The organism is Enterobacter sp. kpr-6, assembly GCF_900116015.1.
Lineage (GTDB): Bacteria > Pseudomonadota > Gammaproteobacteria > Enterobacterales > Enterobacteriaceae > Enterobacter_D.
Genome location: NZ_FOYH01000003.1, coordinates 130480 through 145661, shown reverse-complemented (window position 1 = coordinate 145661; position 15182 = coordinate 130480). Strand labels below are relative to the sequence as shown.

Below are 15182 nucleotides of genomic sequence, written 5' to 3'. Positions count from 1 at the left end.
TCATGACCGTAAGAAATCTTATTTCTAAAGCCGGACTGGGCGTCAGTTGCGCCGGGGCTGTACTGGCGGTACTCGGCGGCGTGTTGCAAACGCCCGCCCTGTGGCATGCAGGGCTGGTGATGCTCACCGCTGGATTTGCCGTCGGAGCCGGGCACTGGCCCGCGCTGCGCAGTTACCAGTTCACCCTGTGGATCATCGCGGGTTTCGTCGCGGCGATGATCTACTCCACCGATCTGATCGTCTGGGGCGGGTTTAACATCACCCACAAATGGATCGTCTTTTTGATCATCCAGGCCACCATGTTCAGCATGGGCACCAAGCTCACCATTCAGGATTTTATCGACGTGGCAAAAATGCCGTGGGCGGTATTTGTCGGCACATTCTGTCACTTCCTGATCATGCCGCTGCTGGGCTTTAGCCTGACCTTACTGTTTGATTTTCCGCCCGAGGTGGCGGTGGGCATTCTGTTAATAGGCGCATGCCCGAGCGGGTTGTCTTCCACGGTGATGGTGTACATCGCCAACGCTAACCTTGCGCTGGCGGTCTCCATCGCAGCCGTCTCCACGCTTGCCGCCACGGTCATGACGCCGTTGTGGGTGAATCTGCTGGCGGGATCGATGATCGACATTAAGCTCACCGCCATGATCATGGATGTGGTGAAGATCGTGCTGATCCCGATCGGTGCTGCGATCCTGCACGACTACCTGAAAACTTACGCCAGCGTGCAGGGCCGCCGGATTGTGCAGGGGATCGCCGCGCTGTGCGCGCTCTGGCTGATCTTTATGCTGGCAGGCGGCTGGGACACGCTGTTCGGTACCGCCAGTGCAGATGCGCAAATGTATGGCGTCGTGACTAACTTCGCGGCGGGTGGCATTGTCTGGGCGCTGTTTTACAACTGGCTGTATTCCCGCTCTCCAAATGTGCAGAAATACATGCCGACGGTCTCGATGATCGGCATCATTTTCTTCACGACCACCGCCGCGGCCGCCGGGCGCGACAACCTGATGCAGGTCGGCTTCCTGCTCTGCTTCGCCATGCTGTTACATAACCTCGGCGGTTTCTTTATTGGCTATCTGATGAGCCGCTGGATCTTCCGCATGGACGTTCAGTCGGCGCGCACCGTCGCCTTTGAAGTAGGACTGCAAAACGGCGGGATGGCGTCCGGGCTGGCCGCTGCTATGGGCAAACTGGCGACTGTCGGACTCGCCTCCGCCGTCATGACCCCACTCGGCAATGTAAGCGGTTCTCTGCTGGCGAACTACTGGCGTAAAAAAGATGCCCGCAAAGCGCAGCGTGAAGCCACCGTCGGCGACGCACCTGTTTCTACTGAGCAACTTTCAAAAGGATAACAACATGCCTTCATTAACTTCAGCGCAGGCGCAACGGGCGGTCCGGTTTGCCCTCGATCTGGCGCAAAACCACTACAACGGCAGACCGCTCAGCGTGGCGGTGTGCGATGCCAGCGGCGAGCTGTTGAGCTTTGCGCGGATGGACAACGCGAAGCTGTTGACTATCGAACTGACGCAGCGCAAAGCGCGCACCAGCAGTCGGCTCGGCTGCACCACCCAGGCGTTTTTAGCCCGCCTGCAAAAAGAGCAACTGGAGATTGGCTACTTTGGCGATGCCCGCTTCACCGCTCTGCCGGGTGGTATCCCTCTGCTGGTGGACGGCGTATGTATTGGCGCGGTGGCGGTGGGCGGGCTATCAGCCCAGGAAGATCATGATGCGGCGGCGAGCGTCGCGGCCTTTCTTAGTGAGGAGTCAAAATGAAAAAAGTCGCCCTTTTCCATACCAGCGCTGCCACGCTGCCGGTCATGCAGCAGTTGAGCGGTGACATCATGCCGCAGGCCGATGTGATGCACATTGTTGAAGATTCGATGATCAAAGAGGTGATGAAAGCCGGTGGCGTTACCCCGGACATCGCCGCCCGTATCGCAGGTTACGTGCAGGTTGCCGAAAAAGCAGGCTGCGCGATCTTTATGACCGCCTGTTCCTCCATCGGCACTGCGGTAGAAAGCTGCCAGTTTATGACACCGCTGCAACTCGCGCGTATCGACAGCGCAATGGTCGATGACGCCATTGCACGGGGCGGGCGGATCGCCGTGCTGGCCACCGTCGCCACCACCCTTGCACCGACTCTGGCTTTTGTTGAACGCAAAGCACAGGAAAGCGGGAAAAGCCTTGAGATCACCTCGTTACTGATGGAAGAAGCTTTCCACGCGCTGCTCAGGGGTGACATGGCGACGCACGACCGCATTGTCGCTGAGGGTCTGCAACGCACCTTTGCCGAAAGCGACGTAGTGATGCTGGCGCAGGCGTCAATGGCGCGGGTGCTTCAGCAGTTGCCCACCCCGCCTGTCCCGGTGCTGACCTCACCGGAAAGCGGTATCCGCTGGCTGAAAACACAAACTGAACGTTAAGTTCATGCCGGGTGACGAGACTTACCCGGCCTACAAACTCTGGTAGGCCCGGCAAGCCTCGCTCCGCCGGGCATTCTGGCAAATACAGTGTTACACTCACTCAATTCATTCACCATTCAAATAAAAAAGGAGGTTAATTATGTTGCGCTGTGAATTGTTTATCTATTCACATCACTTTGGCGATCGCCACTGCTCAAGCGTTATCGGTATCGTGCTGCGATAACTGAAGCTTGAGCGAAGCTATCATCTGAATCCCTTCCCTCGGGCTTACCGGGTTATCGTCAGCGATGTTTGACGAGGCACACACGTGCCAGTAACTCTTGAGTAAGCAATGAGCACATTACTAACTGCACAATCCCTTCGTGTTGATACGGCGTTTGGTTCGCTGTTTCGCGATATCTCTTTTACCGTCAAAAAAGGCGACCGTATTGGCCTTATCGGTTACAACGGCTGCGGCAAAAGCACCCTGCTAAAGGTGCTGGACGGCACACTTGCGCCCTCCTCCGGCGTATTTTCCACTGCCCGACACTGCCTGCTTGCGCGGGTGGAACAGCATTTACCCGACGGTCTGGCCACGGTGACGATGCTGGATGCGGTACTGTCGCAACTGCCCGCATCTGAGCATGAAAACCTGCGCTGGCAGGCGGAGTTATTGCTGGCAAGCCAGGGCTTCAGTGCCGATGAGTGGCATCTGACGGCCGGGACGCTCAGCGGCGGGCAGCATACGCGGCTGCTGCTGGCGCGGGCGCTGATCCGCAATCCCGATCTGCTGCTGCTTGATGAACCGAGCAACCACCTCGATCTGCCTACGCTGTTGTGGCTTGAACAGTTCCTGCAGGGTTGGTCCGGCACCTTTGTGCTGGTGTCCCACGACGCGCGGCTGCTGGATGCGGTGACGAACACCACCTGGGTCTTGCGCGACCAGACGCTGCACAGCTTTACGCTGCCCTGCTCGCGGGCGCGTCAGGCGCTCACGGAGCGAGATGAAGCCGATGCCTTACGGCAAAAAGCGGAGCAAAAGGAGATCGACCGCATCGCCGCCAGCGCGAAACGGCTGGCAACCTGGGGACAGGTTTACGATAACGAAGATCTCTCGCGCAAAGCCAAACAGATGGAAAAACAGATCGAACGGCTGAAAGACGCGCAAACCGATGTCACCGCGGGCAGCCACTGGACGCTCAGTTTGCAGGGCGATGCGTTGCAGGCTGACCGGCTGCTGGAACTGACCGATCTGCCGGTCGCGCCTGCCGCTGACGCTGCACCGCTGTTTACCGCCCCGCTCGCTCGGCTGAAAAGCGGTGACCGGGTGGCGCTGATGGGGCGCAACGGCTGCGGAAAATCCTCGCTGTTGCGGCTGATCTGGCAGCATTACCAGCAGGAAAATCTCAGCGAGGGACTGGTTCTGCATCCCCGCGTGACGCCGGGTTATTACGATCAGACGCTGGAACAATTGCCCGACGACGCCACCCTGTTTGACGCGCTGGAGCCGTTCGCCCCGTCGCCGGATGTGCGTAAACGCGCGCTGATCGGTGCCGGATTTGCTTTCGCCCGCCACGGGCAAAAGGTCAGCACGTTAAGCGGCGGCGAGCGCTCACGGCTGTTGTTTGTCGGCATGTCGCTGGCGCGCTTTACCCTGCTCCTGCTGGATGAGCCAACCAACCATCTGGATATGGAAGGTAAAGAAGCGCTGGCAAAAACGCTGACGGAATTCAGCGGCGGCGTGCTGCTGGTCAGCCATGACCGGGATCTGATCGCCAGCAGTTGCAATCGCTTCTGGCTGGTCGAGAACGGGGAATTGCAGGAGTGGCATGACGTAGAGGCGGTGTTTGCGCGGCTGGGCGAGGCAAATAAACCGATAGCGCTGGAGGAGAGCAAACCGGCTGCGTCGGCCAGTCATGCTGATGACTGGCTGGCGGAGTTGATTGAGCTTGAGGCAAAGCTGGCGGAGGATTTGGCGCGTAAGCCGAAACACCAGAAGCCGCAGTTGCAGGCGCAGTGGCGCGCGGCGATTGATGCGCTGAATCAGCGGCTGGCGCTGGAATAAGGACTTTCCCCCTCACCCCGGCCCTCTCCCCAGGGAGAGGGGGAAAAGCCAGCCCGCACTCGATATCAGGGAGAGGGGGAAAAGCCAGCCCGCACTCGATATCAGGGTGAGGGTGAATCCACGCTCGATCTATCCCTTCTCCCTCAGGGTGAGGGTGAATCCGCGCTCCATCCATTCCCTCTCCCTCAGGGAGAGGGTTAGGGTGAGGGTGAATACCTGGATCACGGACTCCTCCGAAACCCGTCCGAAACATTGATATTTCCAATAATATGTCCGAACATCATTGTTGCCGCGTATTGTTTAATACACTACGGCAATGGCAATCGCTATGGGATTACGCTTTCCCGGCAGGTACTGCGGGCGCGTCCTTGAAACTCGAAACAGGATTAAGGAGTCAGCATGAAAACGAATCGTCAGGCACGTCATATTCTGGGTCTGGACTACAAAATCTCCAACCAGAGAAAAGTTGTTATTAAAGATGAGGCGGAAACCGTCGTCACTCACCGACATGGTCGCCATCGTCGCGCTGAATAAGCAGAATACCCGCCCGGCAATCCCGTTGCCGGGCTTCTTTCCTTCCCTCCCCTTAATGATTCTTCTGCGCCATGCATTCACTTGCTTTATACTTGCCGCCGCCGCATGACCGGCCAGCACGCAGGTAACCGTGCTTGTGCCTGGAAGCCCATTAAGGAGTTTGTGAGATGTTACTGAAGTATAAAAAAAACCGTTCGCTGTACATCCCCTATGCCGGGCCGGTGTTACTGGAATTCCCGCTGCTGAACAAAGGAAGTGCTTTCAGCCTGGAAGAAAGAAGCCAGTTTAACCTGCTGGGCCTGCTGCCCGAAGTGGTTGAAACCATTGAAGAACAGGCTGAGCGCGCCTGGTTGCAGTATCAGGGCTTTAAAACGGATATCGACAAGCATATTTACCTGCGCAACATCCAGGATACCAACGAAACTCTCTTTTACCGTCTGGTCGAAAATCACCTCGACGAGATGATGCCCGTGATTTATACCCCCACCGTCGGCTCGGCCTGTGAACGCTTCTCGGAGATCTACCGTCGCGCGCGTGGCGTGTTTATCTCATATCAGAACCGTCAATATATGGACGACATTCTGCAAAACGTGCCGACGCATAACATTAAAGTCATTGTTGTGACCGACGGCGAGCGCATCCTGGGTCTGGGCGACCAGGGGATCGGCGGAATGGGCATTCCTATCGGCAAGCTGTCGCTGTACACCGCGTGCGGCGGCATCAGCCCGGCCTATTGCCTGCCGGTGGTGCTTGATGTCGGCACCAATAATCAGCAACTGCTCAACGATCCGCTGTACATGGGCTGGCGTCACCCGCGCATCACCGGCGATGAATATTACGCTTTCGTCGATGAATTCATTCAGGCCGTGAAGCAGCGCTGGCCGGATGTGCTTTTGCAGTTTGAAGATTTTGCGCAGAAAAACGCCATGCCGCTGCTCAACCGCTACCGCGATGAGATCTGCTCATTTAACGATGATATTCAGGGCACGGCAGCGGTAACGGTCGGTACGCTGATCGCCGCAAGCCTCGCGGCAGGCAGCAAACTCAGCAATCAGAAAATCGTCTTTTTGGGCGCAGGCTCCGCCGGGTGTGGCATTGCCGAGCAGATCATCGCCCAGACTCAGCGTGAAGGCTTAAGTGAAGCCGCCGCGCGCAGCAAAGTCTTTATGGTCGATCGCTTCGGCCTGCTGACCGATCAGATGCCCAACCTGCTGCCTTTCCAGAGCAAGCTGGTGCAAAAGCGCGAAAACATTCAGAACTGGGACACCGACGCCGACGCGATTTCTCTGCTCGACGTGGTGCGCAATGTGAAGCCGGACATCCTGATCGGCGTCTCCGGGCAGACGGGGTTATTCACCGAAGAAATCATTCGTGAGATGCACAAGCATTGCCCGCGCCCGATCGTGATGCCGCTGTCAAACCCGACCTCACGCGTGGAAGCGACGCCGCAGGATATTCTGGCCTGGACGGACGGCAATGCGCTGGTCGCCACCGGCAGCCCGTTTGCGCCGGTGCAGTGGAAGGATAAAACCTATCCCATCGCCCAGTGCAATAACGCCTATATCTTCCCGGGCATCGGCCTTGGGGTGATTTCGTCCGGCGCGTCACGCATCACCAATAATATGCTGATGGCCGCAAGCGAAACCCTGGCAGAGCACTCGCCGCTGGTGAAAAACGGCGAAGGCATGGTGCTGCCAGCGCTGTCTGAAATCCAGACGGTCTCACGCGCCATCGCCCTTGCGGTAGCAAAAATGGCGCAGGAAGAAGGCGTGGCGGTCACCACCTCCATCGAAGCGCTGCAACAGGCTATCGACGATAACTTCTGGCAGCCGGAATACCGCACCTACCGCCGGACCTCTATCTGATCCCCATCCCCACAGGCCTGCTGCGGCAGGCCTGTTTATTTTCTCTTTTCATACCGCCAATATCAGGTATTGACGGCGATGTTTACCCGAGTCGTTGGGCAAAAAAATGTTATAAATTCCCCTTCGATCTATTTAGGGGATATATAGGCGCAGGATGACGAAAAAGAAAGCAACGCTGATTGGGCTGGTGGCGATCCTGTTGTGGAGCACCATGGTGGGGTTGATCCGCGGCGTCAGTGAGGGTCTTGGGCCGGTAGGCGGCGCGGCGATGATCTATACGCTCAGCGGTATTTTGCTGATAGTAACCGTCGGTTTTCCCGATATCCGTAAATTCCCGCCGCGTTATTTAATTGCTGGTAGCGTGCTGTTTGTGAGCTACGAAATGTGCCTCGCTCTCTCTCTGGGCTATGCGACGACGCGCCATCAGGCGATTGAAGTCGGCATGGTTAACTATCTGTGGCCCAGCCTGACTATCCTCTTTGCGATCCTGTTTAACGGATTGAAATCAACGCTGTGGGTGATCCCGGGACTGCTGATTTCGGTCACGGGCGTCAGTTGGGTATTAGGCGGCGACAGCGGGCTTAATATTGCCGATATCCGCCAGAATGTGATTTCTAATCCGGTCAGTTATTTGCTGGCGTTTTGCGGAGCAATTATCTGGGCGGCCTACTGCACGGTGACGAGTAAATATGCCAAAGGGCATAACGGCATTACGTTCTTTATTCTGCTGACGGCGCTCAGCCTGTGGCTGAAATATGCCTTCAGCGATCAGCCGGAAATGGTCTTTAGCTGGCCGGTGATCCTGAAATTATTCATGGTGGCGTTTGCGCTGGGCTTTGGTTACGCCGCGTGGAATACCGGGATTTTGCAGGGGCACGTCAACGTCCTGGCTGCCGCATCCTATTTTACCCCGGTGCTCTCTTCGGCGCTGGCGGCGGTAATGCTGAGCGCCCCGCTGTCGTTTGCCTTCTGGCAGGGGGCGCTGATGGTGTGCGGCGGATCGTTATTGTGCTGGTGGGCGACCCGCCGCGCCTGATCTTCACATCACGCTTTTTTGACGCCCGCGAGACTAAACCAGATCCCGATGGCCAGCAGCAGCAACATGACTCCGGCGGAACCCAGCGCCACGCTGTGTGCGCTGATAAACGCCGTTTTTGCCGCGGTCATCGTCGCCTGCGCCAGCCCCGGTTCGAGGCTTTGCACCAGTTGCGCGGTTTCACCTATTGACGATGACGCCTGGGCGATCTGATCGGCGCTCAACCCTTCCGGCAGCGCAATCGACAGCGCAAAACTGCGGCTTAAGATCAGGCCAAATAACGCAATGCCCAGCCCCGCGCCGAGTTCGTAAGCCATAGTTTCAATCGCGCCCGCCGCCGCCGCTTTCTCTTTCGGCGCGGCGGCCATGATAGCCGCGGTGGACGCCAGCAGCGCGCTGGCGGCACTGAATCCCAGTAATGCCATTAACACCGCAGCCTGCACGCGCTGCGAGCTGAAATCGGTGACGGACAGCCCCAGAAAACTGACCGCGCTGAGCGTCATGCCGCCCACGGCAACGCAGCGCAGACCCAGGCGCGACACCAGCACGCCTGCAATCGGCCCGCTGAATCCGCTCGCCAGCATGACCGGCAGCATAAAGACGCCCGCCGCGAACGGCGTAAAGCCGTGCACAAATTGCAACTCCTGCGCCATCAGCAATTCAAAACCGACCAGCGTGATCATGGCGGTGGTAGCCATCAGCACGCCGCTCAAAATAATGCGGTTGGTGAACAGACGCATATCGATCATCGGCGTCGCGGCGGCAAGCTGGATGCGCACAAACGCGGTGAGTAAACAGAAGGCGATGACCGCCCCACCCGCCAGCCATCCCGGTGCTATGGTGGCTTTCAGCGCCGTTTTTGCGCAGTAGACCAGCAGCAGAATGGCGACGATCAGCATGACCGCATGACCGAAATTAAGCGGCTGTTCCCGTCTGCCAGACTGGTGCGGGACACACCAGGCCGTGAGCGCCATCACCACGATGATGATCGGGATGTTGATCAAAAACACCGATCCCCAGTAGAAGTGCTCCAGCAGTAAGCCACCAACCAGCGGCCCGAATGCCGCACCGCCCGATCCGACCGCCGCCCAGACGCCAATCGCCATATTGCGGTGTCGCGTTTCGGTGAACGTATTACGGATGCCCGCCAGCGTCGCCGGGACGATCATCGCCGCGCCAATCGCCAGCAATGCCCGCGCCGCAATCAAAAAGCCCGCGCTGGTTGCGCACGCCGCCAGTAAGGACGCCATGCCAAACAGCGCGCTGCCGGACAGGAGCAACCGTTTAAAACCAATGCGGTCGCCCAGTGCGCCCATCGGCAGCACCATGCCCGCCATCACCAGCGAATAAATATCAATGATCCACAGCAGTTCGTTGCTGCCGGGGCGCAACGTGACGCTGAGCGTCGGGGCCGCCACATGCAACACCGTGGCATCGATCGCCACCGGAATGTAGACCATCACAATCACGATTAACGTCAGCCATTGACGCAACATACACTTTCTCCCTTAAACCTGGACAAGCGTCCAGAACCGGCGATCCTACGTGAAGTTGAACGTATGTCCAGCTTTTTGTTACACTCGCGGCGTACCTCACAATAACGAGTCACTATGAGCTACCTGAATCGGGAAGAACGCCGGGAGATCATTCTCCAGGCTGCCATGCGCGTTGCGCTGGAAGAAGGATTTACCGCCATGACCGTGCGCCGGATTGCCAGCGTCGCAAGCGTTGCCGCAGGCCAGGTGCATCACCATTTCTCCTCCGTCAATGAACTGAAATCACAGGCGTTTATTCGTGTTATTCGCGCCCTGCTGGACGCCGATGTGGTGGCCGACAGCGCAAGCTGGCGCGAGCGATTACATTCCATGCTCGGCAGCCAGGACGGAGGGTTTGAACCTTACATCCAGCTCTGGCGTGAAGCGCAATTGCTGGCGATGAAAGATCCTGAGATCAAAGGCGCATACGTGCTGACGATGGAAATGTGGCATGTGGAAGTGGTGAAAATCATTCGCCAGGGCGTTGAAGCCGGGGAATTCACCCTCGCCGACAATATTGAAAACATCGCCTGGCGGTTGATCGCACTGGTCTGCGGGCTGGACGGGATTCAGGTGCTGGGAATGCTCCAGCTCGATGGCGATGCGTTCGACCGCCATCTTGACCGGGTGATCGGGCTTGAGCTGTTCCAGTAAACGCGCTTTATTTGCTCTCGGCGGATATCCCCGACATCACCGCCGTTAGCTGTTCAAGCGTGACGCCGTTTTGCGCATCGCTCGTTCCCAGACCAAACTGCGTTTGCATAAGTTCATGTAACGCCGCGACGTCCGGGAGCGTCACCTGCTCGACCACGTGCCCGTTCTGCCAGTGGGTGAAATGGAAATTGGTCAGGGTGAGCTTGCCGCCGTCCGGCAAATGGCGGCACATCAGCAAATGATGGCGGAAATGCGAATGCGGCCAGTGCGCCGAATAGAGATTGCCCATCACATAATCGGAAAAATATTGCTGGCTGAGATCGAAGCGGTACATCGACTGCCAGTGATCGTGATGACGGAACTGCAAAAGCCAGTCCGCGCCGTCCTGCATCAGCCGGTACAGGCCGTGCGGCGTTTCCTGCTCAATTTCTGCTTGCAGGCGCACCGGCGCGGTGAGCGTCTGCCCGCCAAAGCCGACATCGGCAATCCAGGGCTCGCCTGCAATCTCCAGCAGCAGTAAACGGTGAGTGCGCGGCGGCATCTCTGTTGGGTTCGCCAGCACCACGCGCCCTAACAAACTGCGCACGGTAAAGCCGATTTCACGTAGCGCCCGTTCAAACAGCCCGTTTTGTTCAAAGCAATAACCGCCCCGGCGGGCGGTGACGAGTTTGGCAAACAGCGCGTCATCGGTCAGCTGAATTTCACGCGGCAGCAGAACGTCGAGATTTTCAAACGGAATGGCGCTGTTGTGATGTAAATGCAGCGCCCGCAGCGTCTCCAGATTCGCAGCGGGCGTGCCATGCCAGTTCAGGCGGTCAAGATAAGCAGTTAAAAAAGGACTCATAGGTGGCTCCGGCACAGGATGAGCCTCCTTTATACCCTGGCATAAAATTTTGATGCGGCAATTTGTGCACTATCCCCGGCCCCGACGCTGCATAATCCCCAGCGCCGTGAGCATTAAAATCAGCCCGGTCAGTAAAGTGAGCGTCGCCATCGCCATCCCCTGACCTACTGAACCCTGCTCAAACTGCCGCCAGATAAACACCGCCACGGTTTGCGTTCCGGCAGGCGCGAGTAATAACGAGGTGACCAGTTCGCGTGAGGCGATGGCAAACACCATCAGCATCGCGGCCAGCATCGCCGGGAAGACCAGCGGCAGGACGATCAGCCTCAACGCCTGCAATGCGCTGGCTCCGTGCACGCGGGCGGCAGGTTCCAGATTCCCGCCAAGCTGACGCAGCGCGCTGCTGACATAGCGCACCGGCCACGGCATCAGCAAACAGCAGTACGACAACAGCAAAATCGCCCAGGTGTTATAGGGCGAAACCGGCCAGAACGTGCGGTTCCACAGCAGGATCAGCCCCACGCCGACCACGATCCCCGGCAGCGCGGCGGGCATCAGCGACAGCGCATCAAGCAGGCTGCGCCCTTTTATCTTCTGCACCACCACCAGCCAGGCGGCGAGCAGGCCGAGGACGCCGGTGATCAGCGCCGCACCGAGCGCCAGCGATAAACTGGTGCCGAGCGCCGACAGCGCATCCCCCTGCTGGGAAAAGAGCGCGCTGTAGTGCTGTGCGGTGACGTTTTCCCACGCCAGCCCGCCGGAGAGCGTCGACATAATGCCCGTTACCGCCATCGACAGCCCCGGCAGACCGACGGCGAGAAAGCCCACGCCCGCCATCGCCAGCATCACCGGCACCGTAGCAATCCCTAACGACGCACCGAGGTTTTCAGTCGGTTTGCCGGTGACGCTGGTGACGTCTTTATCCCCCACCAGCTTGCGTTGCAGCCACCATCCGGCCAGCGCAATGGCGATCAGGATCAGCGAGAGCATCGACGCGCCCGGCAGATCGATCGGCCAGTCGGCGAGTTTTTTCTCGATCCCGACCGTCATCATCACCACGCCGGATCGCGTACCGAGGGCGGCAGGCACGCCGTATTCTTCAATCGCCAGGGTAAACGCCAGCAGCATCCCCGCCGCCAGCGCGGGCGAGAGCATCGGCAGCGTGACGTGCCAGAACGCGCGCCACGCCGTTGCGCCATGCACGCGGGCAACAATCGCCAGCCGCTGCCCGCTCGCGAGCAGACTGCGCGACACCGCAAAATAAACCACCGGGAAAATATTCAGCGTCATCACCAGCACGATCCCGCTGCGGCTGAACAGCAGATCGTTGAGATCAAGCCCGGTCAACTGCGCCAGATAACCGTTGGTCTGTAAGACCAGCATCCACGACAGCGCGGCGATATAGGGCGGCGTCAAAAACGGGATCAAAAACAGCACGTCCCACAGGCGTGGAAACGGCACATTAAACAGACCGCGCACCACGCCGAGCGGCAGGCCGATCAGGGCACTGAGCAGCGCCACGCCTGCGGCGATCCACAGCGTGCCGCCGATCATCGCGGGCAGTTGCGCATCCTGTAACTGCGGCAGAAAACCGCTGAACGCCCCGTCGAGAGAGCCTGCGCTAAACTGCGGGAAGATGGCCTGTAACACAATAAACAGCAGCGGCAGCGCAACCAGGACGACCAGCAGCGCCACCGTGACAAGAGAAATCAGTCTCTGATTCACAGCGGATATCCTGAAGACGGGGTTGCCCCCGTCGGCTGAAATTACTTCGTAAAGAGGGTGTTGAAGCGTTGCAGCACGTCGCTGCGCTCGCTGGTGCCGTCGTTGGTGGTCGGCAGGATCTTCAGATCGTTGAGCAGCGGGCGTTTGGCCGCCACGTCGGTGCGCGCTGGCATCAGCCAGGCGTCAGCCACCAGCGCCTGACCTTCCGGCGACAGCACATAATCAACAAAGGCTTTGGCATCATCGGCGTGCTGAGTGGTTTTGAGGATCATCATCGGGCGTGGAGCGATCACCGTGCCGCTGGCCGGGAAGATCACTTTCAGCGATTCGCCCTGGCTGATGTTGCCGTAAGAGACGTAATCCACCGCGCCGAACACCGCCGCTTTCGCCCCCTGCATCACCGGCGTGACCGCCTGGGCGTTCGGTCCGCTGACCACCATGCCGTTCTGTTTCAGTTCGTCAAATAACGTCCAGGCCTTGTCGCCCATGCTGTTTTGCAGGCCGATCAGCAGATCCAGCGACGCGCCAGAGAGCGCCGGATCCGGCGTGGTGACTTTATCTTTGAAATCCGCCGAGGTCAGATCCTTCCACTCTTTCGGCTCCGGGGTGCCGCTTTTGGTGTTCCAGACGATACCGAGCGCCGACACGCCCTGCGCCACGTATTCCGGCGTTTTCAGCGCATCGGGCACTTTTTCAGCATTACTGCTGGCATACGGCAGCAGCCAGCCACGGTTATGCAGATCTTCTGCCGTGTCCCAGGACGCTGAGATCAAAATATCCGCCTGCGGATTCGCCTGCTCCGCTTCCAGACGCGCCATCACCTTGCCGGTGGTCGCCTGAAAAATATTCACTTTCACGCCGGTTTTCTTCTCATACCCGGTGGCGAGACTTTTCGCCAGCGAGCCAGGCCCGGCGGTATAGACAGTCAGCGCATGGGCGCTGGAGATCATGGCGGACGATAACATCATGGCGAGGGCCACTCCTTTCTTCACAGACATAACAGCTTTCATGCAAATTCCCCTGAGGATGGTGTAACAGCGCGAACGGCGGCAATGCTGCCCGCAGAAAGGTGCACGATGCGGTCGGCCAGAATTTCGGCTTCGCGGCGATCGTGGGTCACATAAACGGCAGTGGTACCGAGCTGGCGCAGCAAACGTGCCATCTCTGTACACAACGACTCACGGAGTTCGCTGTCCAGGTTGGAGAGCGGTTCATCGAAAAGCAGGACGCGGGGTTCACCGACAATGGCGCGGGCCAGCGCCACGCGCTGCTGCTGCCCGCCGGACAGCCCGGACGGTTTGCGATCGGCAAAGGCCTCAAGACCGACGCGGGCCAGCGCTTTGACCACACGCGCGTCACGTTCAGCACGCGGCACATTGCGCATTTTCAGCGGGAACGCGACGTTTTGCGCCACCGTCATATGCGGCCAGAGAGCGTAATCCTGGAAAACCATGCCGATATCGCGCGCTTCCGGCGGCAGCGACCAGTCAGGTTTTGCCACCAGGCGTTCGCCAAAATGGATCTCGCCTTTCGCGGGTTGGGTTAACCCTGCCAGCAAGCGTAACAGCGTGCTTTTGCCGCAGCCGGACGGACCGAGAAGCGCCACCACGCTGCCTGCGTCGATAGTCAGATCGATATCATCGAGAACGGTGTGTGAGCCGAAAGCATAGGAAATGCCTTGCAGCCGGATTGCGGTGAATGCGTTCACGCTCGCCCTCCCGTGACAGGAAGCCGAAACATGCCCGTGGTCAACACCCGACGGGTCGCACTCACCTGTGGAAAACACAGGGGAGCAAACATATTGTTATCCTCTTTGGGACTTCTTTGGACGGGACTATAGGCAGGAATTGTGACGATTCGATTAAGATAATGTTGCGACTTGATTTTTTACCGCAGCCGGACATTTAATGCCGTAACGCTAAAACGAGGAGAGATCATGAGCCACTTCCGCCCTGTCGCCCTGGATCACGCCAGCCGCCTGCTTAATCATGGGCCGACAATCTGGATCACCAGCCGCGACGAAAGCATCGACAGACGCAACGTGATGGCGGCCGCCTGGTCAATGCCCGTTGAATTTTCACCCCCGCGCATCGCTATTGTGGTGGACAAAAGCACCTGGTCGCGCGAACTGATCGAGCGCAGCGGCATGTTTGGCATTGTGGTGCCGGGCGTGGCGGCGACCAACTGGACGTATGCCGTTGGCAGCGTCACCGGGCGCGATGAGGATAAATTCAACTGCTACGGTATTCCGGCGTTTGCGGGTCCGGTGCTGGGCTTACCGGTGGTGGAAGAAAAATGTCTGGCGTGGATGGAGTGCCGCCTGTTACCCGCCACCGCCGCGCAGGAAAAATATGACACCCTGTTTGGCGAAGTGGTGGCCGCTGCCGCTGATGAACGCGCGTTTATCAACGGTCGCTGGCAGTTTGATGATGACAGGCTCAACACGCTGCATCATTTAGGCGGCGGGAATTTTGTGACCAGCGGAAAGGCGTTACAGGTGAAATAGAACGTGGCCGGGTAAGGCG

General features: G+C 58.6%; 14 protein-coding genes. 9 read left to right on the top strand and 5 right to left on the bottom strand.

Features of this window, described 5'->3' with window-relative positions; genetic code table 11:
* Positions 1–2 precede the first annotated feature (2 nt).
* From BM373_RS09655 to yddG, 7 genes are all read left to right on the top strand, one after another.
* Positions 3–1349, top strand: a complete 1347-nt coding sequence (locus tag BM373_RS09655) for a bile acid:sodium symporter family protein (protein ID WP_090461227.1) — start codon at positions 3–5, stop codon at positions 1347–1349.
* Positions 1350–1353: 4 nt separating this feature from the next.
* A complete protein-coding gene (locus BM373_RS09650; protein ID WP_090461226.1) occupies positions 1354–1770 on the top strand; it encodes a GlcG/HbpS family heme-binding protein in 417 nt (138 codons plus the stop codon).
* A complete protein-coding gene (locus BM373_RS09645) occupies positions 1767–2420 on the top strand; it encodes an aspartate/glutamate racemase family protein (protein WP_090461225.1) in 654 nt (217 codons plus the stop codon). The genes BM373_RS09650 and BM373_RS09645 overlap by 4 nt, the downstream gene beginning before the upstream one ends.
* A gap of 331 nt (positions 2421–2751) precedes the next feature.
* Positions 2752–4464, top strand: a complete 1713-nt coding sequence (locus BM373_RS09640) for an ABC-F family ATP-binding cassette domain-containing protein (RefSeq protein WP_090461224.1) — start codon at positions 2752–2754, stop codon at positions 4462–4464.
* 399 nt (positions 4465–4863) lie between these two features.
* A complete protein-coding gene (gene sra, locus BM373_RS09635; protein ID WP_090461223.1) occupies positions 4864–4998 on the top strand; it encodes a stationary-phase-induced ribosome-associated protein in 135 nt (44 codons plus the stop codon).
* Positions 4999–5165: 167 nt separating this feature from the next.
* A complete protein-coding gene (locus BM373_RS09630) occupies positions 5166–6863 on the top strand; it encodes an NAD-dependent malic enzyme (RefSeq protein ID WP_090461222.1) in 1698 nt (565 codons plus the stop codon).
* A gap of 154 nt (positions 6864–7017) precedes the next feature.
* The gene (yddG, locus tag BM373_RS09625) at positions 7018–7899 is read left to right on the top strand and encodes an aromatic amino acid DMT transporter YddG (RefSeq protein WP_090461221.1); all 882 of its coding nucleotides are present in this window, start codon (positions 7018–7020) and stop codon (positions 7897–7899) included.
* Positions 7900–7907: 8 nt separating this feature from the next.
* On the opposite strand, the gene BM373_RS09620 is transcribed toward yddG, so the two are convergent.
* Positions 7908–9395 carry a SmvA family efflux MFS transporter gene (locus tag BM373_RS09620; protein ID WP_090461220.1) on the bottom strand — a complete coding sequence of 496 codons (1488 nt, stop codon included), beginning with the start codon at positions 9393–9395 and terminating at the stop codon, positions 7908–7910.
* A 114-nt stretch (positions 9396–9509) separates the two neighbouring features.
* Here BM373_RS09620 and BM373_RS09615 point away from each other — a divergent pair, with 114 nt between their 5' ends.
* Entirely contained in the window at positions 9510–10088 is a 579-nt protein-coding gene (locus tag BM373_RS09615) for a TetR family transcriptional regulator (RefSeq protein ID WP_090461219.1), read from the top strand.
* A 7-nt stretch (positions 10089–10095) separates the two neighbouring features.
* Here BM373_RS09615 and nhoA read toward each other — a convergent pair whose 3' ends face one another.
* The 4 genes from nhoA to BM373_RS09595 form a co-directional block, all read right to left on the bottom strand.
* Positions 10096–10932, bottom strand: a complete 837-nt coding sequence (nhoA, locus tag BM373_RS09610) for an N-hydroxyarylamine O-acetyltransferase (RefSeq protein WP_090461218.1) — start codon at positions 10930–10932, stop codon at positions 10096–10098.
* Positions 10933–11001: 69 nt separating this feature from the next.
* The gene (locus BM373_RS09605; protein WP_090461217.1) at positions 11002–12657 is read right to left on the bottom strand and encodes an ABC transporter permease; all 1656 of its coding nucleotides are present in this window, start codon (positions 12655–12657) and stop codon (positions 11002–11004) included.
* Between the two features lie 41 nt (positions 12658–12698).
* Complete coding sequence (locus tag BM373_RS09600) at positions 12699–13667, bottom strand: ABC transporter substrate-binding protein (protein WP_090461216.1); 969 nt, start codon at positions 13665–13667, stop codon at positions 12699–12701.
* A complete protein-coding gene (locus tag BM373_RS09595; RefSeq protein ID WP_090461215.1) occupies positions 13664–14365 on the bottom strand; it encodes an ABC transporter ATP-binding protein in 702 nt (233 codons plus the stop codon). The genes BM373_RS09600 and BM373_RS09595 overlap by 4 nt, the downstream gene beginning before the upstream one ends.
* Before the next feature lie 228 nt (positions 14366–14593).
* Here BM373_RS09595 and BM373_RS09590 point away from each other — a divergent pair, with 228 nt between their 5' ends.
* Complete coding sequence (locus BM373_RS09590; RefSeq protein WP_090461214.1) at positions 14594–15163, top strand: flavin reductase family protein; 570 nt, start codon at positions 14594–14596, stop codon at positions 15161–15163.
* The last annotated feature ends 19 nt before the right edge of the window (positions 15164–15182 follow it).